We start from the raw sequence: 21740 nt of genomic DNA, 5'->3' as shown, positions 1-21740 counted from the left end.
CTGCGGGCGAAGGCGGTTGCCGCCGTACCGCTCCGACGATCTCAGTACGGCCTCAGGACCGGGTGACGCCTCCCGCCCGGCCGCCGGCCGCCGGCGGCTGTCCGGGCGCCGGGCCCGGCGCATCGTCCGCGAGTGGCAGCGGCGGTTCGAAGGTCGGCGCCTCTGGGGCCTGCGCTTCGGGGGGTTGCGCCACGGCGGCCCGCGTCTCCGGGGATTTCGGCCCGTCCGGGGTCCGTTCCCCCTCCTGCCCGGGCGGTGGCCCCTGCTGCTGCGCCGCCCGCTCCAGGAACCGCAGCAGTTCCACGGGGAACGGCAGGACCAGGGTCGAGTTCTTCTCGGCCGCCACCGCCACCACGGTCTGGAGCAGGCGCAGTTGCAGCGCCGCCGGCTGGTCGGACATGACGCCCGCCGCCTCCGCCAGCTTCTTCGACGCCTGGAGCTCCGCGTCGGCGTTGATGACCCGCGCCCGCCGCTCACGGTCGGCCTCGGCCTGGCGGGCCATGGACCGCTTCATCGTCTCGGGCAGCGACACGTCCTTGATCTCGACCCGGTCGATCGACACGCCCCACCCGACGGCCGGACTGTCGAGCATCAGCTCCAGCCCCTGGTTGAGCTTCTCCCGGTTCGACAGCAGGTCGTCGAGATCGCTCTTGCCGATGATCGAGCGCAGTGACGTCTGCGCCATCTGCGAGACCGCGAACCGGTAGTCCTCCACCCGCACGACGGCGTCGGCGGCGTCCATCACCTTGAAGTAGATGACCGCGTCCACCCGGACCGTGACGTTGTCGCGGGTGATGCCGTCCTGCGCGGGCACCGGCATCGTCACGATCTGCATGTTCACTTTCCGCAGCTTGTCCACGCCAGGAACGATCATGGTGAACCCGGGGCCCCGGATGTCCTCGCGCAGCCGCCCGAGGCGGAACACCACGCCTCGTTCGTACTGCCGTACCACGCGCGCCGCAGCCGCCACGTACACCACGGCGGCCGCTCCCGTGGCCGCCCCGACTGCCAGAAGCTCGTCGAGCATCACGACCCCCAATGGGTCCGAGCCGCATCTTGATTGTCACGATACGCCCGGCTTCACACCCCGGTCGAGAACCGGGCGGGCGGCGGACCGGGACCGGACCGGGGTGCAAATTGAATATGGGATCCATTTCCATGTAGCGTTCCCGTGTCCGCACCCCGGACCACATCCCAGGAGGACCACCATGGCCGTACCCAAGCGGAAGATGTCCCGCAGCAACACCCGCCACCGGCGCGCACAGTGGAAGGCCACCACGCCGCAGCTCGTCCCCGTCACCGTCGACGGCTCGGTGTACCGCGTGCCGCAGCGGCTGGCCAAGGCGTACGAGCGCGGTCTCCTGCGCCCCGAGGGCTGACCGGCATGAGCGACCCGACCTCCCCCGGCCGGCTGCCCGTCACCGTGCTCTCCGGGTTCCTCGGAGCCGGCAAGACGACCCTGCTCAACCACGTCCTGGGCAACCGGGACGGCCTGCGCGTCGCCGTGATCGTCAACGACATGAGCGAGATCAACATCGACGCCGCGCTCGTACGGGGCGGCGCGGCCGCGCTCTCGCGCACCGAGGAGCGTCTGGTCGAGATGACCAACGGGTGCATCTGCTGCACCCTGCGCGACGATCTGCTCGAAGAGGTCGACCGGCTGGCCAGGGAGGGCCGCTTCGACTACCTGCTGATCGAGTCGAGCGGCATCTCCGAACCCATGCCGGTCGCCGCCACGTTCGCGTTCCCCCGCGACGACGGGGCGACGCTGGGCGACCTGGCCCGCCTCGACACCATGGTCACCGTCGTGGACGCCGCGGGCTTCCTGCCCGAGCTGACCGGCGGGGACGGTCTCGCCGAACGCGGTCTCGACCAGTACGAGGACGACGACCGCACCGTCAGCGATCTGCTGATGGACCAGATCGAGTTCGCCGACGTCATCGTGCTCAACAAGCTCGACCTCGTAGACACCGCGACCGCCCACCGGTTGCGGGCGGCCCTCTCCCGCCTCAACCCGGCGGCCCGGATTCTCACCGCCACCCACGGCCGGGTCTCCCCCGCCGACGTCCTGGGCACCGGACTGTTCGACCTGGAGCGCGCCCAGGAGGCGCCGGGGTGGGTGCGGGAGCTGAACGGCGACCATGTGCCGGAGACCGAGGAGTACGGCATCTCCAGCACGGTGTTCCGCGCCGACCGCCCCTTCCACGCCGGGCGCCTGTGGGACTTCGTCACCGACGGACTCGACAGCGGCGCGTACGGGCAGATCCTGCGGTCGAAGGGCTTCTTCCGGCTGGCCACCCGGCCCCGGGTGACGGGCCTGTGGTCGCAGGCCGGCGCGGTGGCCCGCTTCGAGCCCTCGGGGGTGACCGGCGCGGACACCGCGCAGGGGCAGGAGCTCGTCTTCATCGGTACGGGGCTGCGGGCCGAAGCGCTGCACAGCGCGCTGACGGCCTGCCTCGGATCGGACGGCGAGGACGCCCTGGCGGACGACCCGTTCCCCGCCTGGGAGACGTCCGGCATCGACGACGCGTGCGCGCACGAGCCCGCGCCGACGGGAGTGTGACGGGAAGCGGCCCCGCAGAGCGGTTTCCGTACGCGGGCGGCCGGTGTCCGATTCCTTCAAGATCGGGGGCCGGCAGCCCTCCTACGGTGAACGCATGACTCCACGACTCGACGCCCTGGGCATCGTGGCCGCCGACATGGCCGCCTCGCTCGCCTTCTACCGACTGCTCGGCCTGGCCGTGCCCGCCGAGGCCGACACGGCCCCGCACGCCGAGACGACGCTGCCCGGCGGGCTGCGCGTCCTGTTCGACACCGAGGAGACCGTGCGCTCCTTCGACCCGGACTGGACCGGGCCCCAGGGCGGCGACCGGGTCGGGCTCGCCTTCCGCTGCGACAGCCCGGCCGAGGTCGACGCGGTGTACGACACGCTGATCGCCGCCGGACACCGTGGACACCTCGAACCCTGGGACGCGTTCTGGGGGCAGCGCTACGCGGTGGTGCTGGACCCCGACGGCTGCGGCGTCTCGCTGTTCGCCGACAGGGACGCCGTGTAGGCGCCCAGCGTCGTACCGGCCAGGCCGCGCACCTCGCGCGAGAGGTGCGCCTGGTCGGCGCAGCCGGCGGCGAGGGCCGCCTCGGCGTACGGCACCCCGTCGCGCACCAGCGCCAGCGCGCGCTGCAGCCGCAGGATCCTGGCCAGCGTCTTGGGTCCGTACCCGAAGGCGGCCAGGGAACGGCGGTGCAGGTGCCGGGCGCTGAGCCCGGCCGCCTCGGCGGCCGCCGCGACGGTAGCGCCCGCGTCCAGCCGGCGGGCGACGGCCCGCAGCACCGGGTCGGGCTGCGGCGCGTCCGCCGCGTGCCGCAGCGCCAGGTCCTCCAGGGCGGCGGCCGGATCGGGTGCGCCCCCGACCAGGCCGGCCAGGGCGCGGACCCTGGCGGCGGGCCACAGATCGGCCAGCTCCACGCGCCGGTCGCGCAGCTCGTGCGCGGGTACGCCGAGGAGGGCGGGAGCCGCGCCGGGGGCGAACCGCACTCCGTCGTAGCGGGCGTCCGCGCCGGCGGGCGTCTCGCCGGGCGGGTGGGCGCGGGTGTCGGGGCCGGCGACGTACAGCGTGCCGTCGGTCCACAGCAGGTCCATGCAGCCGTCGGGGAGCACCGGGCGGGCGGGGCCGGGCGCGGTGGGCACGGTGCGGGTCCACACGACGGCGCCGTCGAGCCGGGATGCGCGTTCCGCGTACATGCTCCCCAGGGTAGGGAGCGCCCCGGCCGCGCGAGTCACCGCACAGGCGGCGGGCCCGGGCATCCTCCTACGGGTGCGGCTCCCGGGCCTCGCTCGCGTCCCGCGGCGCCTCCTTGGGCTCCTTCTCGCGGCTCGTGTGCAGGCGGGACTTCACGTCGTCCGGTGGCAGGAAGCGCGACCACCGCTCGGGGAACTCGGACGGCATGTCCGGGTCGGAGTCCTCCCCGTCCTCCCCGTCGCGCGCCGCCGCGCGCGCCGCTTCCGCCCGCGCGATGACCGCCGCCGCCTGGGCCGTGCGTACGCGGTCGTTCGCCTCGCGGGCGGCGGCCGTGGCGACGGAGGGCCAGACCCGGTCGATCGCCGCGTTGACCGCCGCGCCCACCAGGACCGCGAAGGCGCAGATGCAGATCCACAGCAGGACGGCGATGGGGGCGGCCAGGGAGCCGTAGATCGTGGGGCCCTCGACGGTACTGGTGAGGTAGATCCGGAGCAGGAAGCTGCCCAGCACGCACATCGCGAGCGCCATCAGTGCCCCGGGCACGTCCTCGACCCACGGCGAACGCACGGGCACGGACACGTGGTACAGCGTCGTGAGGAAGACGATCGACAGCACCATGACCACGGGCCAGTACAGGACGCTGACGACCTCCGTCCCGAACGGGACGAGGTCCACCACCCGGTCGGGGCCGACCACCATCAGCGGCAGCACCACCGCGCCGATGACCAGCGCGACGACGTACAGCAGGAAGGCGAGCAGCCGGGTCTTCACGATGCCGCGGTGGCCGTCGAGGCCGTACATGACGGTGATCGTGTCGATGAATACGTTGACCGCGCGCGAACCCGACCAGAGCGCGATGGCGAAGCCGATGGAGATGATGTCCGGGCGGGCCCCCTGGGTGACGTCGGCGATGAGCGGCTTCGCGAAGTCGTTGACGCCCCGGTCGGACAGGACCGTCTCAGCGGCGGTCAGGATGTTGCGCTCGATGGACGCGACCGTGTCGGTGTCGGTCCAGGCGTCGACATGACCGAGCAGACCGATCATGCCGAGCAGGAGGGGCGGCAGGGACAGCAGGGTGAAGAACGCCGCCTCGGCGGCGAGACCGAGGATGCGGTACTCGATGCACGAGTTGACGGTGTCCTTCAGCAGCAACCAGACCAACTTGCGCTTGGAAACGTTGCGATAGAGGACTCTCGCCCGGTGGAGCCGGCCCTCGGGCCGTTCGGGTGTTTCTTTTGCTGCCTGCACCTCCTTACCGTAGCGGCATGGCAGCCACCACACACACAGTGACCAACCAGGCTCCGCCCCTGGTGGAGTACGACGTATTCACCGCCGACAGGGCCCTGTCCGAGGGTGTGGAGCGGCACGTCGCGCCCGAACTCGCCGACGAGGTACGGGAGGAACTGGCGGGCCTCGGCCGCTCCGCCGGATCCGCGCAGGCCCAGGAATGGGGCGTGCAGGCCAACGAGAATCCGCCGAAACTGCGGACGCACGACCGCTACGGCCACCGGATCGACGAGGTCGAGTTCCATCCGGCCTGGCACCGGCTGCTGGGCAAGGCCGTCGCGGCGGGGCTCACCGACGCCTGGGGGCGGCCCGCCGGGCACGTGCGCCGGGCCGCCGGGTTCCTGGTGTGGACGCAGGCCGAGGCGGGGCACGGCTGCCCGGTGTCCATGACGCACGCCGCCGTCCCGGCGCTGCGCACCGACCCGGCGCTGGCCGCCGAGTGGGAGCCGCGGCTCACCTCCCATGTGTACGACGAGGGGCTGTCGACGCCGTCGCTGAAGGCCGGCGCGCTCTTCGGGATGGGCATGACCGAGAAGCAGGGCGGCAGCGACGTACGCGCGAACACGACGAACGCCGAGCCGCTCGCCGGGGAGGGCGAGTACCTGCTCACCGGGCACAAGTGGTTCTGCTCGGCGCCGATGTCCGACGGCTTCCTGGTGCTGGCGCAGGCGCCCGGCGGGCTGAGCTGCTTCCTTGTGCCGCGGATCCTGGCGGACGGGACCCGCAACGTGTTCCGGATCCAGCGCCTGAAGGACAAGCTCGGCAACCGCTCGAACGCGTCGAGCGAGGTCGAGTTCGACGGGACGTGGGCGCGGCTGGTCGGTGAGGAGGGGCGCGGGGTGCGCACCATCATCGAGATGGTGGCCGCCACGCGGCTGGACTGTGTGATCGGGTCGGCGGCGCTGATGCGCCAGTCCGTGGCCCAGGCGACGCACCACGCGGCGTACCGCAGTGCCTTCGGCGGCAAGCTGATCGACAAGCCGCTGATGCGCAACGTGCTGGCCGACCTGGCGCTGGAGTCGGAGGCGGCGACGACGCTCGCGCTGCGGCTGGCGGCGGCGTACGACAGCGACTCCGAGCAGGACCGCGCCTTCCTGCGGCTCGCGGTGCCCGCCGCCAAGTACTGGGTGACGAAGCGGTGCACACCGGTCGCGGCGGAGGCGCTGGAGTGCCTGGGCGGCAACGGGTACGTCGAGGAGTCCGGCCTGCCGCGGCTGCTGCGCGAGTCGCCGCTCAACTCGATCTGGGAGGGCTCGGGGAACGTACAGGCGCTCGACGTCCTGCGGGCGCTCCAGCGCGAACCGCTGGCGCTGAACGCCTTCCTCACCGAGATCGGACAGGCGCGCGGCGCCGATCACCGCCTCGACGGGGCGATCAAGGACCTGCTGACCGAGCTCGCCGACCTGGAGGGCATGGAGGGGCGGGCCCGCCGCGTCGTCGAGCGGATGGCGCTCGTGCTCCAGGGCTCGCTGCTGGTGCGGTGGGCGCCGCCGGAGGTCGCGGACGCGTTCTGCGCGTCGCGGCTCGGCGGCGACTGGGGCGCGGCGTTCGGCACCCTGCCGCACAGTCTCGACCTGGCGTCGGTGGTGGAGCGGGCGCGGGCGGAGGTCTGAGCGGCCCTGCCGCCGCCCGACCCGGTCCGCCGCGCCGCCCGGTCCGCCGGGCATGCCGGCGGACCCGGCGGGCCGCCGGGGGAACGACCCGCCGGGAGACGGGAGCCGCCGGGGTGATGCTGCGCCGACACGGCACCACCCCGGCTGAACCCCTCCAGCTTCGTACAGTCGCGCCCCGGCGCGCGAGAGTTGCAGACCGTTGCAATGTTTGTCCCGACTCCTGGGCGCGCCCGCCCCGGGCGGTGCACGATGAGCGAGGAACACCTCACAGCAAGTGACTTTCACGTGAGTTACGGGGGTACGCCCAGTGCAGATCGAACCTCTCGACCCCCACGGCCTTTCCCGCCTGAGCGCCCTGCACAGCGCCGACGCGGCCCGTGTGCTGGCCCGGGTGCGGGACGCCGCCCTCGCCGGCGGGACGCCGCACGTCGCGCCGAGGCCCGTCATCGACGCGTCCTGGCGGCGCGTGATGCGGATCGGGATCGACCCGGACCGGAGCACCAGCAGCGAACTCCTGCCCGCGGGCGAGCTGGAGCACCGGCGCCGGGCGACGGCGCTCGGTGAGCTGCTGCCGTCGGTCAGCCAGGGGCTGATCACGGTCGTGCAGGCGTCGCAGCAGATCATGGTGGTGACCGACGAGGAGGGCCGCGTGCTGTGGCGCGACGGCGACCGCGGGGTGATGCGCAAGGCCGACGGCATCTGTCTGGAGGCGGGCGCGGCGTGGAGCGAGGAGACGACGGGAACGAACGGCATCGGCACCGCGCTGGAGCTGCGCCGGCCCGTCCAGGTGCACTCGGCCGAGCACTTCGTCCGGACGCTCCACGACTGGACGTGCGCGGCGGCGCCCGTGCACGACCCCCGGAACGGGCGGCTCCTCGGCGTCATCGACGTGAGCGGGGCCGAGTCCACGTTCCACCCGGCGACGCTCGCCCTCGTCGAGTCCGTGGCCCGGCTCGCCGAGGCCGAACTGCGCGACCGGCACGTGAGGTCCGTCGAGCGCCTGCGGTCGGTGGCCTCGCCGATTCTGTGCCGGGTCGGCGGCCGGGCACTCGCGGTCGACTCGCACGGCTGGCCGGCGGCGGTGACCGGAATGCCGCCGGTCGACCGGCTGCCGCTGCCCAAGTCCTTCGGGGCGGGGCGCAGATGGCTGCCGTCGCTGGGGATGTGCGCGGTGGAGCCGCTGCCGGGCGGGTGGCTGGTGCGGGTGGAGGAGGCGTCGGGGCCGGGCGAGGGCGCGGTGAGCCGGGTCGTGCTCGACCTGAGCGGCCGGCGGCGTACGTCGGTGACCGTGTCGGGAGCGGCCGGGCAGTGGACGCACGAGCTCAGTCCGCGGCACGCGGAGCTGCTGTACGTGCTGAGCGTGCACCGGGAGGGCCGCAGCGCCGCCGAGCTGGCTGCGGACCTGTTCGGAGACCGGACGCGCACGGTGACGGTACGGGCGGAAGTCTCCCGGCTGCGGCGGCACTTGGCCCAGGTGCTGGCGCACCGCCCGTACCGCTTCGCGGACGAGGTGGAGGTGGAGGTGGTCCCGCCGCCCCACCCGGCGGACCTGCTCCCCCACTCCACGGCTCCGGCGATCACGGCCGCGCGCCGCCTGCCGGCGTAGGCGGTGCACTCCTGGCGGGGCCGTGCCTTTCCGCCGGCACGGCCGTGGCTCGCGGTCAGGCCGGATCAGCGGTCCACGGCCACGAGGCCCCGAGGCCGGCCTCGACGAGGCCGGCCATGCGGAACGCCGCGTCCGTGAGGCCGCCGAAGGTGTGCCGGTGGGGGCCCGTGGGGCCGTGGGCGGGCCGGTACCCCGCCAGGTTCCACGTATGGACCGGGATGTCGGCCGGGACCGGTTCGGTCGGCCCGCCGGGATCGTAGGAGGCGGTCTGCTCGTCGGTGACGATCAGGACCCGGTCGTGTTCCCGGTAGTGCTTGCGCACCGCCTTCGCGGTGTAGGTGCCCCCCAGGCTGCGGAACCGTTTCATCACCTCGAGCACCGGCTCGCCCGGCTCGAACGGCACCTCGGCGCTGCCCCAGCCGAACTCCACCAGATCCGCCTGCTCGGCCCGCATGGCCAGCGCGGTGCCGAACACGGCCGCCGCGTCCGCCCGGGTCAGCCGGGACCGCTCGGAGACGGTGTCCCAGAACATGGAGTCGGACCGGTCCACCAGGATCAGGGTCCGGCCGGGCAGCGCCGGTACGTTGGCCAGGGAGTGGCCCAGGGCCCGTTCCAGCGCGGCCGCCCAGCGCGGCGACGGCGCGTGCTGGTGAGCGGCCAGGTAGCGGAAGGGGAACTGCCGGGAGCGGGCGACCTCGGAGGCGTCCGAGAGCCGAGCCGCGACCCGGGCCGCGACGTCGTCCGAGACCCCCGCCTCGTCGAAGTTCCGCAGGTTCCGCAGGAGCGCCATCGGCGCCATAGTGGGGATCACGGCTTCCCAGACGGCGGCGTCCATCGGTCCGTGGAGCCAGCCCGCCACTGCCTCCCACGTCATGCCCGCCGCGGCCAGCCGCTCGGAGCCGCCCGGCCCGGTCACCACTGCCCGCCGCTCGTCCGCGGGCGTCTCCATCAGCGTCCGGTGGGCGGTCAGCAGGGGGTCGCCGGCCGGCGCCACCGCCCGCTCCGGGTGGTGGCGCCGGTCCAGGGCGTACCGGAAGAGCGCGCCCTGCCAGGGTTTGGCCGGGTCGGGGGAGGCGTGCACCAGGTTGAGCACGTCACCGAAGCGGAAGCCGTGGGAGGCGGTGTCGTACTTGAGCAGGGACCGGGACGTGTACAGCCGGCGTACGCCGTCGGCAACGCCGCGCTTCACGGGCTGCGGCACGTTCCGTCCGTGCACCGAGATCCAGTGGGCGAGCAGCTCGCCGGGCTCGTCGGCGCGCTGGAGCACGGAGTCGATCACGGACCGGTTGGACGGACCTGCGGACACCCCGGCCTTGAGCCGGGCCCGCACGTACGCGGCGGCGCCCACCAGGGACGCCGTGCGCATGTTGCCCTCGCCGCGCAGCCAGCGCAGCAGGCCGGCCGTCCACTCGGGGTCCTGGACGGCGAGTTCACCGACGAGACGGACGTACCGGTCGTCCCGCTCCTGGCCGCTCTCGTAGAAGGTCCGCTGGGAGACGAGGTTGCCGACCGCCAGGAGGTAGAGCTCCTCGCGGGGCTCCCGGACGAAGGCCGGCCCGCCGGCGTGGGTGCGGACATCGGGTGCGCCGGGCCGGTGGCGTACGCCCGGCACGGCGGCGTGGGGGAGCCGTGGCGGGGGCAGGGAGCGGGCAGCGGCCGAGACGTGCGGGGCCACGAGCATCTCGGACCACATCTTGGAGACGCGTGGGGTGTGACGAGGCAGCGAATCCCCCGGATTCAAAGGATGGGCGGCCCGGCCGAGACATCCGACGGGGCGAAACACGCCCGCGCCTGCCGAGATCAAAGGGGCGGCGGCGTCACTTGGTTTCGAAGGAAGTAGCCGCAGCCGGGCGCATCGGAGGCGCGGTCGCGAGGTCAACCTACAAGGCCGCCGGGGCGTACACCAGTGAATAAAGCGGCCCCTTCCGGTCAGGGGCCGGGACGGGCCCGGCCGGGACCAGAAGCCGTCCGGCGCGGCCGGTGCGCGTCGGCCTCCCCCGCCGGCGGGAGGCCGGCGGGGAAAGCGGGTGTGTCAGACGCCCGGGATCTCGCGGGCCCGGAAGGCGTCCCGTACCGCCGTCTCGGCCGCAGCGCCGTACATCGCGCGGGCCGTCGCGATCGTGGTGCGGGCCGCGTCCGAGAAGCTGGTGTCCGGGGCGAAGCCGAACTGGGCGTTCACGATGACGCGGTCCGCCGTGCGCGCGCCGAGCCGCGAGCGGATGTCGAAGAGCGCCCGGGACCAGATCTGGCCGTCGGCGTGCACCTGGCCGACCCGGTCGTCGTACACCTTGTCCCCGTCGACGCGGCGCAGGCAGTGCGGCGCGGCCGAGGAGTAGGAGACCGCGTCCCAGTCCGCGACGCACGCCAGGTCCGCCTTCAGCGGCCAGCCGTACTTCGCCGCCGCGTGCGCGCCGACCGTCACGGCGAGGTAGTCGCCGAACGCCTCACCGATCGCGCCCGCCTCGACCGACGTACCGAAGCCGGGGACCTGCGCGTGGTGCACGGCGTGGCCGTACTCGTGCATGACGACCTCGGCGTCCTCGGCGTCGTCGACGCCGCCCTTGCCGAAGCGGATCTCCGCCTTCTTGTCGGTGAAGAAGGAGTTGTCGGATCCCCACTGGTTGATACGGACCGGCTGCGCCCGGTCGTTGGCTCCGGGCAGTTCGCTGCCGAAGCCGAGGCCCTGGAGGTACTCCTGCGACTCGTTGACCCAGAAGTACGCCATGACCTGCTCGAACTGGTCGTCGTGACGGTCGTACGTCCCGGCGTCCGCGATCTTCGCGGAGGAGCCGGTGTCCGATCTCACGGAGGCCCACCTGCCGGACAGCCCGCCGCTCGCGTCGAGGTTGCGCAGGGCGGCGGTGGCGTAGGCGGACGAGGGGACGGCGGCCGCCGAGTCCTTCGCGTCGGTCAGCGACTGGTCGTTCGAGGACTGGACGGGGTTGACCATGAACAGCCGGGCCTGCGGACCGGCCGAGGCTCCGGCGGGCACGGTCAGAGCCGCCAGGGAGGCGAGGGCCGCGGTGAGGGTGGCCGCGGCGAGCAGGCCGCGGTGTGTGCGACGGGACATGAACATCCTTCTGCCAAGGGATGCGGGGGGTGGCGTGGCGCGGCGAGATCATCCCGTACGCGCCCGGCTTTGGCCAGGGCCCGGGCGCGTGGTTCGCTTGCCGCATGAGCACCGTGACCGTGACCACCTGGTCCCTGGAACAGACCTCCCCCGACGATCTGCGGCCGGCCGCCGAGCCGCCGGGTGACCTCCGGATCGTCCGGGCGGAGGTCCCCTCCCCCGAGTTCAGCCGCTTCCTCTACACGGCGGTGGGCGGCGACATCCGGTGGACCGACCGGCTCGGGCTCACGTACGAGCAGTGGCAGGCGGCCCTGGACCGGCCCGGTGTCGAGACCTGGGTCGCGTACGAGAACGGCACTCCCGCCGGGTACGTCGAGCTGGACCCGCAGGACGAGGGCGTCGTGGAGATCATGTACTTCGGTCTGATCCCGGCGTTCCGGGGGCGGCGGATCGGCGGCCACCTGCTGTCCTACGGGGTCGCGCGGGCGTGGGACCTCGCCGAGCGGTGGCCGCAGCGGCCGCAGACGAAGCGGGTGTGGCTGCACACGTGCAGCAAGGACGGGCCGCACGCCATGGACAACTACCTGCGCCGGGGCTTCCGGCTCTTCGAGACGAAGACCGCCGAGGAGGCGGACGTGGCGAGCCCGGGGCCGTGGCCCGGGGCGCACGCCTGAGTGGCCGGCGAGCCGCGGCCCGGGGCCCGGGGCCCGCGTCCGAGCGGCCGGCCCGGGACCGCGCAGGACCGGCCCGGGACCGTCCTGAGGCCGGCGGGCGGCCCCGGGGAGAGTGACCGGTGACACACCGTCTCGCCATTCGGGACATTGTTGTCCACATTGTGGGCGGTGGTGGACTGGCCGGAGATCCCCGTGACACGCTTCCGTCATGTCTTCAGCTGGAGTTGCCTTGGTGAGTCGGCGGCACGTCGACCTCGGCCGCATGTCCAGCGCCATCTGTCCGGTGGGCTGACAGCACAGCACCGCCGCACTCACTAGCCGTCCCCGCCGTCGCGGACGAGCCGGCCACCCCGATACGCGCGTGATCCCCGCCCACCCGGCGGGGCACTCCGGTCTGCCGTGTCCGACCGTCTTTTCGCTGGTCATGGGGACGGTCGGCGCGATCCGCCACCCCTTGAGCCGCCAGAGAAGGACGAACAACCATGGCCGCCACGCCGGATAAGCCCGCTACCGTCACGCCCCGCCGCAAGGCCGGACGCCACCGTGGCGAGGGTCAGTGGGCCGTAGGTCACTTCACCCCCCTCAATGGCAACGAGCAGTTCAAGAAGGACGACGACGGTCTCAATGTGCGGACACGCATTGAGACGATCTACTCCAAGCGGGGATTCGACTCCATCGACCCCAACGACCTGCGCGGACGCATGCGCTGGTGGGGTCTCTACACCCAGCGCAAGCCCGGGATCGACGGCGGCAAGACCGCGATCCTGGAGCCGGAGGAGCTGGACGACGAGTACTTCATGCTCCGCGTGCGCATCGACGGTGGCCGGCTGACCACCGAGCAGCTGCGCGTCATCGGTGAGATCTCGCAGGAGTTCGCGCGCGGGACGGCCGACCTCACCGACCGGCAGAACGTCCAGTACCACTGGATCCGGATCGAGGACGTACCGGAGATCTGGCGGCGGCTCGAGGAGGTCGGGCTCTCGACGACCGAGGCATGCGGCGACACCCCGCGCGTCATCCTCGGCTCGCCCGTCGCGGGCATCGCCGAGAACGAGATCATCGACGGCACCCCCGCCATCGACGAGATCCAGCGCCGCTTCATCGGCAACCCGGACTTCTCGAACCTGCCCCGCAAGTTCAAGTCCGCGGTGTCCGGATCGCCGCAGCTCGATGTCGCACACGAGATCAACGACATCGCTTTCGTGGGCGTCGACCACCCCGAGCACGGGCCCGGCTTCGACCTGTGGGTCGGCGGCGGCCTGTCCACCAACCCCAAGCTCGGTGTCCGGCTGGGCGCCTGGGTGCCGCTCGACGAGGTCCCGGACGTCTACGGCGGCGTCATCGGCATCTTCCGCGACTACGGCTACCGGCGCCTGCGCACCCGCGCCCGCCTGAAGTTCCTCGTCGCCGACTGGGGTCCGGAGAAGTTCCGCCAGATCCTGGAGGACGAGTACCTCAAGTACAAGCTCGTCGACGGTCCGGCGCCCGAGCAGCCCACCGGCACCTGGCGCGACCACCTCGGCGTGCACCAGCAGAAGGACGGCCGTTTCTACGTCGGCTTCGCCCCGCGCGTCGGCCGCGTGGACGGCGCCACGCTGACGAAGATCGCCGACCTGGCCGGCGCGCACGGCTCGGGCCGGCTGCGGACCACCGCCGAGCAGAAGATGATCGTGCTCGACGTCGAGGAGGCGCAGGTCGAGTCGCTGGTCGCCGGCCTGGAGGCGATGGACCTGCGGGTCACGCCGTCGCCGTTCCGGCGCGGCACGATGGCCTGCACCGGCATCGAGTTCTGCAAGCTGGCGATCGTCGAGACTAAGGCGCGCGGCGCGTCGCTCATCGACGAGCTGGAGCGGCGCATCCCGGAGTTCGACGAGCCCATCACCATCAACATCAACGGCTGCCCCAACGCCTGCGCCCGTATCCAGGTGGCGGACATCGGTCTCAAGGGGCAGCTCGTCCTGGACGACAACGGCGACCAGGTCGAGGGCTTCCAGGTGCACCTGGGCGGCGCGCTGGGTCTTGAGGCCGGTTTCGGCCGCAAGGTCCGCGGGCTGAAGGTCACCTCGGCCGAGCTGCCCGACTACGTCGAGCGCGTCCTGCTGCGCTTCCAGGAGCAGCGCGAAGCCGGTGAGCGCTTCGCGACCTGGGCCGCGCGGGCGAGCGACGGAGACCTGTCATGAGCGAGCGTGCGGCGCCGTTCCACTGCCCGTACTGCGGGGACGAGGACCTGCGGCCCAACGAGACCGGTCACGGCGCGTGGGAATGCGCGGCGTGCAACCGCGCCTTCCAGCTGAAGTTCCTCGGGCTGCTCGCCCGGGGGGTTCGGCGCAACGACGGCGGAGGGGACGAGATATGACAGTGGTTCAGGAAGATCTCAAGTCACTGGCGGAACAAGCCGGGCGGGACCTCGAAGAGGCCTCCGCCCTGGACATCCTCACGTGGGCCGCCGACACCTTCGGTGACCGCTTCTGCGTGACCTCCTCCATGGAGGACGCCGTCGTCGCCCACCTCGCCTCCCGCGCCAGGCCCGGCGTGGACGTCGTGTTCCTCGACACCGGCTACCACTTCCCGGAGACCATCGGGACGCGGGACGCCGTCGAGGCCGTCATGGACGTCAACGTCATCACCCTGCTGCCCTGGCAGTCCGTCGAGGAGCAGGACGCCGAGTACGGGCCCGAGCTGCACGACCGCGACCCCGACCTGTGCTGCGCCCTGCGCAAGGTCAAGCCCCTCGAAGACGGCCTGAAGGGCTACAGCGCCTGGGCGACCGGTCTGCGCCGCGACGAGTCCCCGACCCGGGCGAACACCCCGGTCGTCGGCTGGGACGAGAAGCGGCAGAAGGTCAAGATCTCGCCGATCGCCCGCTGGACGCAGGAGGACGTGGAGGCGTACGTCGCCGAGCACGGTGTCCTCACCAACCCGCTGCTGATGGACGGATACGCGTCCGTGGGCTGTGCGCCCTGCACCCGCAGGGTCGAGGAGGGCGAGGACGCCCGCGCCGGCCGCTGGGCCGGGCGCAACAAGACGGAATGCGGGCTGCACAGCTGATGACGAGCAACGATCAGGAGAAGGACGTGACTGGGGCCACCATCTGGCTCACGGGTCTGCCGAGCGCCGGCAAGACCACCATCGCCTACGAGCTGGCCGCACGGCTGAAGGCCGAGGGCCGCCGTGTCCAGGTGCTGGACGGTGACGAGATCCGCGAGTTCCTCTCGGCGGGTCTCGGCTTCAGCCGCGAGGACCGGCACACCAACGTCCAGCGGATCGGTTACGTCGCCGAACTGCTCGCCCGCAACGGCGTGCTGGCGCTGGCGCCCGTCATCGCGCCGTACGCCGACAGCCGCGAGGCCGTCCGCAAACGCCACCAGAGCGAGGGCACCGCGTACCTGGAGGTGCACGTCGCCACGCCGGTGGACGTGTGCTCCGTACGCGATGTGAAGGGTCTGTACGCCAAGCAGGCGGCCGGCGAGATCTCCGGGCTCACCGGGGTCGACGACCCCTACGAGGCACCCGAGTCGCCCGACCTGCGGATCGAGTCGCACCAGCAGACCGTGCAGGAGTCCGCAGCGGCGCTGCACGCGCTGCTCACCGAAAGGGGCCTGGCCTGATGACGACCACCTCCGCAACCGTCAGCGAGGGTACGGACAGCCCGTACGCGCTCAGCCACCTGGACGCCCTGGAGTCCGAGGCCGTCCACATCTTCCGCGAGGTGGCGGGCGAGTTCGAGCGGCCGGTGATCCTCTTCTCCGGCGGCAAGGACTCGATCGTCATGCTGCACCTGGCGCTCAAGGCGTTCGCGCCCGCGCCGGTCCCCTTCTCGCTGCTGCACGTCGACACCGGGCACAACTTCCCGGAGGTGCTGGAGTACCGCGACCGCACGGTCGCCGAGCACGGGCTGCGGCTGCACGTCGCGTCCGTGCAGGAGTACATCGACGCCGGGAAGCTGCGGGAGCGGCCGGACGGCACGCGCAACCCGCTGCAGACCGTGCCGCTGACCGAGGCCATCCAGCAGCACCGCTTCGACGCGGTGTTCGGCGGCGGGCGGCGCGACGAGGAGAAGGCGCGCGCCAAGGAGCGGGTGTTCTCGCTGCGCGACGAGTTCTCCGCGTGGGACCCGCGCCGCCAGCGCCCCGAGCTGTGGCAGCTCTACAACGGCCGCCACGCGCCGGGCGAGCACGTGCGTGTGTTCCCGCTGTCCAACTGGACCGAGCTGGACGTGTGGCAGTACATCGCCCGCGAGAAGATCGAACTGCCGGACATCTACTACGCCCACGAGCGCGAGGTCTTCCAGCGCTCCGGCATGTGGCTGACGGCGGGCGAGTGGGGCGGCCCGAAGGAGCACGAGCAGGTCGAGACGCGGCTGATCCGCTACCGCACCGTCGGCGACATGTCCTGCACCGGCGCCGTCGACTCCGACGCCACGACGCTCGACGCCGTGATCGCCGAGATCGCCGCCTCCCGGCTCACCGAGCGGGGAGCGACCCGCGCCGACGACAAGATGTCCGAGGCCGCGATGGAAGACCGCAAGCGCGAGGGGTACTTCTAACCATGACCGCACAGCACACTCCCCTGGCTGGGCTGACCGAGCAGTTGTCGGCCACCACCCTGCTGCGTTTCGCGACGGCCGGTTCCGTCGACGACGGCAAGTCCACCCTCGTCGGGCGGCTGCTGCACGACTCCAAGTCGGTCCTCACCGACCAGCTGGAGGCCGTCGAGGCGGCATCCCTCAAGCGCGGTCAGGAGGCGCCCGACCTGGCGCTGCTGACCGACGGCCTGCGCGCCGAGCGCGAGCAGGGCATCACGATCGACGTGGCGTACCGGTACTTCGCCACCGCGCGCCGCCGGTTCATCCTGGCCGACACCCCCGGGCACGTGCAGTACACACGGAACATGGTGACGGGCGCGTCGACGGCCGAGCTGGCCGTCGTGCTGGTCGACGCCCGCAACGGCGTCGTGGAGCAGACCCGCCGGCACGCGGCGGTCGCCGCGCTGCTGCGCGTCCCGCACGTGGTGCTCGCCGTCAACAAGATGGACCTCGTCGCGTACGCCGAGCCCGTCTTCGCCGCCATCGCCGAGGAGTTCACGGCGTACGCCGCCTCGCTGGGCGTCCCGGAGATCACCGCCATCCCGATCTCGGCGCTGGCCGGTGACAACGTCGTGGAGCCCTCCGCGAACATGGACTGGTACGGCGGCCCGACCGTGCTGGAGCACCTGGAGACGGTCCCGGTCAGCCACGACCTGGCGAGCTGCAAGGCCCGCTTCCCGGTCCAGTACGTGATCCGCCCGCAGACCGCCGAGCACCCCGACTACCGGGGTTACGCCGGCCAGATCGCGTCCGGCGCGCTGCGCGTGGGCGAGGCCGTGACGGTGCTTCCGTCGGGCCGTACGTCGACGATCGCCGGCATCGACGCACTGGGCGAGGCGGTCGACATCGCGTGGGCGCCGCAGTCGGTGACGGTCACGCTCGCCGACGACCTGGACATCTCGCGCGGCGACCTGATCGCGCCGAGCGGTTCCGCGCCGCGCACCACGCAGGACGTCGAGGCGACCGTCTGCCACGTGGCGGACCAGCCGCTCACCGTGGGCCAGCGGGTGCTGCTCAAGCACACCACCCGTACGGTCAAGGCGATCGTCAAGGAGATCCCGTCGCGCCTGACGCTGGACGACCTGTCCCAGCATCCGGACCCGGGCCGGCTGGTGGCCAACGACATCGGCCGGGTGAAGGTGCGGACCGCCGAGCCGCTCGCGCTCGACGCGTACCGCGACTCGCGCCGCACCGGATCGTTCCTGCTGATCGACCCGGCGGACGGTACGACGCTGGCGGCCGGCATGGCGGGCGACTCGTTCGCCGCCGAGACGGTGCAGGCCGTGGCGGACGACGAGGGCTGGGACTTCTGATGACGCCCCTCGACATCTACGCGACGTTCGCGAAAGAGGGCGGCCGCGTCGGCAGCGGCACCCTCGGCAGCGGCCAGGGCGGGGTCGGGCGATGTGCCCGATGACGTACGCGCACCGCTTGCGCGCCCTGCCGCACCACCGTCCGCCGTACCGACGAAGACCCGCCGGATTCCCGGGCACACCCCGCTCAGAGCGAGAGGTGTGACGCCGGGCCATCGAGAGGAACGCCTCCCGTGCATGCCCCCCGTACCCCCCTTCGCCGCAGCCTCGCCGCTGCCGCCGCCCTGCCGCTGCTGATCGGCGCGCTGGGCGCCTGCGGCTACGGTTCGAAGGCCGAGAAGGACGACAAGGTCGCCCCCGTCGCCAAGGGCGAGAAGATCGGCGGCGTCGACGAAGTCCGGATCGGGTACTTCGCGAACGTCACCCACGCCACCGCCCTGGTCGGCCTCCAGAAGGGTCTGTTCCAGAAGGAGCTCGGCGGCACCGAGGTCAAGCCGCAGGTCTTCAACGCGGGTCCCTCGGAGATCGAGGCCCTCAACGCCGGGGCCATCGACATCGGCTGGATCGGCCCCTCTCCCGCGATCAACGGCTTCACGAAGTCCCAGGGCCAGAACCTCAAGATCATCTCGGGTTCGGCCTCCGGCGGCGTCTCGCTCGTCGTCAACCCGAAGAAGATCAAGTCCCTGGACGACCTCGAGGGCAAGCGCATCGCGACGCCCCAGCTCGGCAACACGCAGGACGTCGCGCTGCTGAACTACCTGTCGGAGAAGGGCCTGAAGGTCGATCCCAGCACCGGCAAGGGCGACGTCTCCGTCGTCCGTCAGGACAACAAGGAGATCCCCGCCTCCTTCGAGTCCGGCGCGCTGGACGGCGCCTGGGTCCCGGAGCCCACCGCGTCCAAGCTGGTCGCGGGCGGCGGCAAGGTGCTGCTCGACGAGAAGAAGCTGTGGAAGGACGGCAAGTTCGTCATCACGAACGTGATCGTCTCCCAGAAGTTCCTCAAGGAGCACCCGGACGTCGTCGAGGCGGTGCTGCGCGGCTCCGTGAAGAGCAACGCCTGGATCAAGGCCAACCCCGACGAGGCGAAGGCCGCCGTCAACGCCAAGCTCAAGGCGGACTCCGGCAAGGAGCTGCCCGCCGAGGTGCTCGACCCGGCCTTCAAGAACGTCGAGACGACCAACGACCCGCTCGCCTCCACGCTGCGGGAAGAGGCCGGCCACGCGGTGAAGGCCGGTCTCCTCAAGGACCCGGTGCTCGACGGCATCTACGACCTGACGCTCCTCAACAAGGTGCTGAAGGCCGAGAAGCAGCCCGCCGTCGAGGACGCCGGACTCGGCGCCAAGTAACCGTCCCTTCCCGCAACCGGAACGCCCTCAGGAGGTGAGGCTCATGGCCACCACACTCGACCTCAAGCAGTCCGCCGCGCCCGTGGACACGGCTCAGTACGCCGCACGGATCGACCACGTGTCGAAGTCGTTCGGCCGGCCCGGCGCGCAGCAGCTCGTACTGGACGACATCAGCATCGATGTGGCGCCGGGCGAGTTCGTGACCCTGCTGGGGGCTTCCGGCTGCGGCAAGTCGACCCTGCTCAACCTGGTCGCCGGGCTCGACCGGCCGTCCGCGGGCACCATCGACGTGCCCGGCGGACGGCCCGCCCTGATGTTCCAGGAGCACGCGCTCTTCCCGTGGCTGACGGCGGGCAAGAACATCGAACTGGCCCTGAAGATGCGGGGCATGGCGAAGTCCGAGCGGCGCGGCGAGGCCGAGCGGCTGCTGGAGCTCGTACGGCTGAACGGGGCGTACGGGAAGCGGGTGCACGAGCTGTCGGGCGGTATGCGCCAGCGCGTCGCCCTGGCGCGCGCGCTCGCCCAGGACAGCGACCTCCTGCTGATGGACGAGCCGTTCGCGGCGCTGGACGCCATCACCCGCGACGTACTGCACGAGGAACTGACCCGGATCTGGTCCGAGACCAGCGTGTCGGTCCTCTTCGTCACCCACAACGTCCGCGAGGCCGTCCGCCTCGCCGAGCGCGTGGTGCTGCTGTCGTCCCGTCCGGGACGCATCGCGCGCGAGTGGAAGGTCGGCATCCCGCAGCCGCGCCGGATCGAGGATTCCGCGGTCGCCGACCTGTCCGTAGAGATCACTGAGCAGCTGCGGGGGGAGATCCGCCGACATGGCCAGCACTGATACGAGGGACGCGCGTCCCAAGAACGACCTGGCGGGCCTGGAGGCCGGCCTGGACGCACTGGAGACCACGCACTCCGCTGAGCGGGTCGGCCTCGGGCGGGTCCTGCTGGCCAAGGTGGTGCCGCCGCTGGTGGCCATCGCCCTGGTCCTCACCCTGTGGCAGCTCGCCGCCGCCTCGGACCTCAAGCCGGACTACGTCCTGCCGGGCCCGCTCGACGTGTGGCGCTCCGTCGAGCAGATGTGGCTCGACGGCACGCTGCTCGGCTACATCTGGACCAGCGTCTCGCGCGGAGCCCTCGGCTTCGCGGTCTCGGTCGCCATCGGCACGCCGCTCGGCCTGCTGGTCGCGCGGGTGAAGGTGGTGCGGGCTGCGATCGGGCCGATCCTGTCCGGACTCCAGTCGCTGCCGTCGGTGGCCTGGGTGCCCGCCGCGATCATCTGGTTCGGGCTGACCGACGCGACGATCTACGCGGTGGTGCTGCTGGGCGCCGTACCGTCGATCGCCAACGGGCTCGTCGCCGGCGTCGACCAGATCCCGCCGCTGTACCTGCGGGCCGGCCGCACCATCGGGGCCACCGGGATCAACGGCATCCGGCACGTCCTGCTGCCGGCCGCGCTGCCGGGGTACCTGGCCGGCCTGAAGCAGGGCTGGGCGTTCTCGTGGCGCTCGCTGATGGCGGCCGAGCTGATCGCCAACTCGCCGGACCTCGGGACGGGTCTGGGACAGCTGATGGAGAACTTCCGCACCTACAGCGACATGTCGGGTGTGCTGGCCACCATCATCCTGATCCTGGTCGTCGGTATCGGTATCGACCTGCTGTTCTTCTCCCCGCTGGAGCGCCGCGTGCTGCGCAGCCGTGGCCTGCTGACCAAGGGCTGATGACCATGTTCCGTAGCCCGGTTCTCCTCGTCACAGCCCACGGCAGCCGCGATCCGCGGCACGCCGCGACCGTGCACGCGCTCGTGGCGCGCGTGCGGGCGCTGCGGCCCGGACTGCGCGTGGAGACCGCGTTCCTGGACTTCAACGCCCCGGCGGTGCCGCAGGTGCTGGAGGGCCTCACGGCCGAGGGCGTACGGGACGTGGTGGTCCTGCCGCTGCTGCTGACCCGCGCGTTCCACGCGAAGGCCGACATCCCCGCCGTGCTGCACGAGGCGGCGGCGCGGCTGCCTCGGCTGCGGATCCACCAGGCGGAGGTGCTCGGCCCTTCGCCGCTGCTGCTCACCGCGCTGGAGCGGCGGCTGTACGAAGCCGGGCTGACGCCCGGTGACAAGAGCTCGACCGGGGTCGTTCTGGCCTCGGCGGGCTCCTCGGACCCGGAGGCGATCGCAGTGATCGCTGAAATCGCGCGGGAGCTGCGGTACACCGGTTGGTGCGCCGTGCGGCCTGCGTTCGCCTCCGCATCTCTGCCGCGTACGCAGGACGCGGTGCGGGACCTGCGGGCGGCCCGCGGGGTACGGCGGGTCGCCGTCGCCCCGTACGTCGTCGCCCCCGGCTTCCTGCCGGACCGGATCGCGCGCGGGGCGCGGGAGTCGGGCGCGGAGGTGCTGGGCGAGGTCCTGGGCGCGTGCCCGGAGCTGGCCCGGCTGCTGCTGACGCGCTACGACGAGGCCCGGGTGCCGGTCCGCCTGGCGGCGGTCAGCGCGTAGGCGCGCGGGGTGCGCACG

At 72.2% G+C, this 21740-nt stretch carries 22 protein-coding genes; 17 read left to right on the top strand and 5 right to left on the bottom strand.

Features of this window, described 5'->3' with window-relative positions; genetic code table 11:
• Positions 1–52 precede the first annotated feature (52 nt).
• On the bottom strand, positions 53–1027 hold the full coding sequence (locus IE185_RS11415) for a slipin family protein (protein WP_138898093.1): 975 nt from the start codon (positions 1025–1027) through the stop codon (positions 53–55).
• 181 nt (positions 1028–1208) lie between these two features.
• Here IE185_RS11415 and rpmF point away from each other — a divergent pair, with 181 nt between their 5' ends.
• The 3 genes from rpmF (at position 1209) to IE185_RS11400 (ending at position 3056) form a co-directional block, all read left to right on the top strand.
• Entirely contained in the window at positions 1209–1379 is a 171-nt protein-coding gene (rpmF, locus tag IE185_RS11410) for a 50S ribosomal protein L32 (RefSeq protein WP_028814853.1), read from the top strand.
• 5 nt (positions 1380–1384) lie between these two features.
• Positions 1385–2563, top strand: a complete 1179-nt coding sequence (locus tag IE185_RS11405) for a GTP-binding protein (protein WP_138898092.1) — start codon at positions 1385–1387, stop codon at positions 2561–2563.
• 94 nt (positions 2564–2657) lie between these two features.
• Positions 2658–3056: a VOC family protein gene (locus IE185_RS11400; RefSeq protein ID WP_138898091.1), complete on the top strand. Its 399-nt coding sequence runs from the start codon at positions 2658–2660 to the stop codon at positions 3054–3056.
• On the opposite strand, the gene IE185_RS11395 is transcribed toward IE185_RS11400, so the two are convergent.
• Both IE185_RS11395 and IE185_RS11390 read right to left on the bottom strand, forming a co-directional pair.
• Positions 2990–3742 (bottom strand): helix-turn-helix domain-containing protein, encoded by a 753-nt coding sequence (locus IE185_RS11395; protein WP_189715087.1) that lies wholly within the window; start codon positions 3740–3742, stop codon positions 2990–2992. The two genes, IE185_RS11400 and IE185_RS11395, sit on opposite strands and share 67 nt — an antisense overlap.
• Before the next feature lie 67 nt (positions 3743–3809).
• Positions 3810–4988 (bottom strand): YihY/virulence factor BrkB family protein, encoded by a 1179-nt coding sequence (locus IE185_RS11390; protein ID WP_138898680.1) that lies wholly within the window; start codon positions 4986–4988, stop codon positions 3810–3812.
• Positions 4989–5005: 17 nt separating this feature from the next.
• On the opposite strand from IE185_RS11390, the gene IE185_RS11385 reads away from it, so the two are divergent.
• Positions 5006–6640 carry an acyl-CoA dehydrogenase family protein gene (locus tag IE185_RS11385; protein WP_138898681.1) on the top strand — a complete coding sequence of 545 codons (1635 nt, stop codon included), beginning with the start codon at positions 5006–5008 and terminating at the stop codon, positions 6638–6640.
• Positions 6641–6953: 313 nt separating this feature from the next.
• Positions 6954–8246 (top strand): GAF domain-containing protein, encoded by a 1293-nt coding sequence (locus IE185_RS11380; protein ID WP_229843457.1) that lies wholly within the window; start codon positions 6954–6956, stop codon positions 8244–8246.
• A 55-nt stretch (positions 8247–8301) separates the two neighbouring features.
• Here the strand turns inward: IE185_RS11380 and IE185_RS11375 are convergent, their stop codons facing one another.
• Positions 8302–9927, bottom strand: a complete 1626-nt coding sequence (locus tag IE185_RS11375) for a TROVE domain-containing protein (protein ID WP_189715083.1) — start codon at positions 9925–9927, stop codon at positions 8302–8304.
• A gap of 351 nt (positions 9928–10278) precedes the next feature.
• On the bottom strand, positions 10279–11316 hold the full coding sequence (locus IE185_RS11370; protein ID WP_138896708.1) for a M4 family metallopeptidase: 1038 nt from the start codon (positions 11314–11316) through the stop codon (positions 10279–10281).
• Between the two features lie 104 nt (positions 11317–11420).
• On the opposite strand from IE185_RS11370, the gene IE185_RS11365 reads away from it, so the two are divergent.
• The 12 genes from IE185_RS11365 (at position 11421) to IE185_RS11315 (ending at position 21722) form a co-directional block, all read left to right on the top strand.
• A complete protein-coding gene (locus tag IE185_RS11365; protein ID WP_138896707.1) occupies positions 11421–11990 on the top strand; it encodes a GNAT family N-acetyltransferase in 570 nt (189 codons plus the stop codon).
• Positions 11991–12198: 208 nt separating this feature from the next.
• The gene (locus IE185_RS33960; RefSeq protein WP_355250053.1) at positions 12199–12282 is read left to right on the top strand and encodes a putative leader peptide; all 84 of its coding nucleotides are present in this window, start codon (positions 12199–12201) and stop codon (positions 12280–12282) included.
• A 190-nt stretch (positions 12283–12472) separates the two neighbouring features.
• Positions 12473–14170: a nitrite/sulfite reductase gene (locus IE185_RS11360; protein WP_138896706.1), complete on the top strand. Its 1698-nt coding sequence runs from the start codon at positions 12473–12475 to the stop codon at positions 14168–14170.
• Positions 14167–14346, top strand: coding sequence for a hypothetical protein (locus tag IE185_RS11355; protein WP_069926331.1), 180 nt, complete (start codon positions 14167–14169; stop codon positions 14344–14346). The genes IE185_RS11360 and IE185_RS11355 overlap by 4 nt, the downstream gene beginning before the upstream one ends.
• Positions 14343–15038 (top strand): phosphoadenylyl-sulfate reductase, encoded by a 696-nt coding sequence (locus IE185_RS11350; RefSeq protein WP_138896705.1) that lies wholly within the window; start codon positions 14343–14345, stop codon positions 15036–15038. Before IE185_RS11355 ends, IE185_RS11350 begins: the two co-directional genes overlap by 4 nt.
• Positions 15020–15598 (top strand): adenylyl-sulfate kinase, encoded by a 579-nt coding sequence (gene cysC / locus IE185_RS11345; RefSeq protein ID WP_189715081.1) that lies wholly within the window; start codon positions 15020–15022, stop codon positions 15596–15598. The genes IE185_RS11350 and cysC overlap by 19 nt, the downstream gene beginning before the upstream one ends.
• Positions 15598–16536 carry a sulfate adenylyltransferase subunit CysD gene (gene cysD, locus IE185_RS11340; RefSeq protein ID WP_138896703.1) on the top strand — a complete coding sequence of 313 codons (939 nt, stop codon included), beginning with the start codon at positions 15598–15600 and terminating at the stop codon, positions 16534–16536. The genes cysC and cysD overlap by 1 nt, the downstream gene beginning before the upstream one ends.
• Positions 16537–16538: 2 nt before the next feature.
• Entirely contained in the window at positions 16539–17888 is a 1350-nt protein-coding gene (locus IE185_RS11335) for a sulfate adenylyltransferase subunit 1 (RefSeq protein WP_138896702.1), read from the top strand.
• Between the two features lie 233 nt (positions 17889–18121).
• On the top strand, positions 18122–19234 hold the full coding sequence (locus tag IE185_RS11330) for an aliphatic sulfonate ABC transporter substrate-binding protein (RefSeq protein WP_138897633.1): 1113 nt from the start codon (positions 18122–18124) through the stop codon (positions 19232–19234).
• Between the two features lie 43 nt (positions 19235–19277).
• Positions 19278–20075 (top strand): ABC transporter ATP-binding protein, encoded by a 798-nt coding sequence (locus tag IE185_RS11325; protein WP_138897634.1) that lies wholly within the window; start codon positions 19278–19280, stop codon positions 20073–20075.
• Positions 20062–20955, top strand: a complete 894-nt coding sequence (locus IE185_RS11320) for an ABC transporter permease (protein WP_138897635.1) — start codon at positions 20062–20064, stop codon at positions 20953–20955. Before IE185_RS11325 ends, IE185_RS11320 begins: the two co-directional genes overlap by 14 nt.
• A 5-nt stretch (positions 20956–20960) precedes the next feature.
• Positions 20961–21722 (top strand): sirohydrochlorin chelatase, encoded by a 762-nt coding sequence (locus IE185_RS11315; RefSeq protein WP_170198369.1) that lies wholly within the window; start codon positions 20961–20963, stop codon positions 21720–21722.
• The last annotated feature ends 18 nt before the right edge of the window (positions 21723–21740 follow it).

This window comes from Streptomyces chryseus, from assembly GCF_014650755.1.
GTDB classification, from domain to species: Bacteria; Actinomycetota; Actinomycetes; order Streptomycetales; family Streptomycetaceae; genus Streptomyces; species Streptomyces chryseus.
Note: the sequence above shows the minus strand (reverse complement) of the source record. Positions and strands in the feature narration are given on the sequence as shown.

What these genes read in the sequence shown, in the direction of transcription:
- IE185_RS11415 (WP_138898093.1), bottom strand. Translation starts at nt 1,027, where the DNA reads ATGCTCGACGAGCTTCTGGCAGTCGGGGCGGCCACGGGAGCGGCCGCC.
- rpmF (WP_028814853.1), top strand. Translation starts at nt 1,209, where the DNA reads ATGGCCGTACCCAAGCGGAAGATGTCCCGCAGCAACACCCGCCACCGG.
- IE185_RS11405 (WP_138898092.1), top strand. Translation starts at nt 1,385, where the DNA reads ATGAGCGACCCGACCTCCCCCGGCCGGCTGCCCGTCACCGTGCTCTCC.
- IE185_RS11400 (WP_138898091.1), top strand. Translation starts at nt 2,658, where the DNA reads ATGACTCCACGACTCGACGCCCTGGGCATCGTGGCCGCCGACATGGCC.
- IE185_RS11395 (WP_189715087.1), bottom strand. Translation starts at nt 3,742, where the DNA reads ATGTACGCGGAACGCGCATCCCGGCTCGACGGCGCCGTCGTGTGGACC.
- IE185_RS11385 (WP_138898681.1), top strand. Translation starts at nt 5,006, where the DNA reads ATGGCAGCCACCACACACACAGTGACCAACCAGGCTCCGCCCCTGGTG.
- IE185_RS11375 (WP_189715083.1), bottom strand. Translation starts at nt 9,927, where the DNA reads ATGCTCGTGGCCCCGCACGTCTCGGCCGCTGCCCGCTCCCTGCCCCCG.
- IE185_RS11370 (WP_138896708.1), bottom strand. Translation starts at nt 11,316, where the DNA reads ATGTCCCGTCGCACACACCGCGGCCTGCTCGCCGCGGCCACCCTCACC.
- IE185_RS11365 (WP_138896707.1), top strand. Translation starts at nt 11,421, where the DNA reads ATGAGCACCGTGACCGTGACCACCTGGTCCCTGGAACAGACCTCCCCC.
- IE185_RS33960 (WP_355250053.1), top strand. Translation starts at nt 12,199, where the DNA reads ATGTCTTCAGCTGGAGTTGCCTTGGTGAGTCGGCGGCACGTCGACCTC.
- IE185_RS11360 (WP_138896706.1), top strand. Translation starts at nt 12,473, where the DNA reads ATGGCCGCCACGCCGGATAAGCCCGCTACCGTCACGCCCCGCCGCAAG.
- IE185_RS11355 (WP_069926331.1), top strand. Translation starts at nt 14,167, where the DNA reads ATGAGCGAGCGTGCGGCGCCGTTCCACTGCCCGTACTGCGGGGACGAG.
- IE185_RS11350 (WP_138896705.1), top strand. Translation starts at nt 14,343, where the DNA reads ATGACAGTGGTTCAGGAAGATCTCAAGTCACTGGCGGAACAAGCCGGG.
- cysC (WP_189715081.1), top strand. Translation starts at nt 15,020, where the DNA reads ATGCGGGCTGCACAGCTGATGACGAGCAACGATCAGGAGAAGGACGTG.
- cysD (WP_138896703.1), top strand. Translation starts at nt 15,598, where the DNA reads ATGACGACCACCTCCGCAACCGTCAGCGAGGGTACGGACAGCCCGTAC.
- IE185_RS11335 (WP_138896702.1), top strand. Translation starts at nt 16,539, where the DNA reads ATGACCGCACAGCACACTCCCCTGGCTGGGCTGACCGAGCAGTTGTCG.
- IE185_RS11325 (WP_138897634.1), top strand. Translation starts at nt 19,278, where the DNA reads ATGGCCACCACACTCGACCTCAAGCAGTCCGCCGCGCCCGTGGACACG.
- IE185_RS11320 (WP_138897635.1), top strand. Translation starts at nt 20,062, where the DNA reads ATGGCCAGCACTGATACGAGGGACGCGCGTCCCAAGAACGACCTGGCG.
- IE185_RS11315 (WP_170198369.1), top strand. Translation starts at nt 20,961, where the DNA reads ATGTTCCGTAGCCCGGTTCTCCTCGTCACAGCCCACGGCAGCCGCGAT.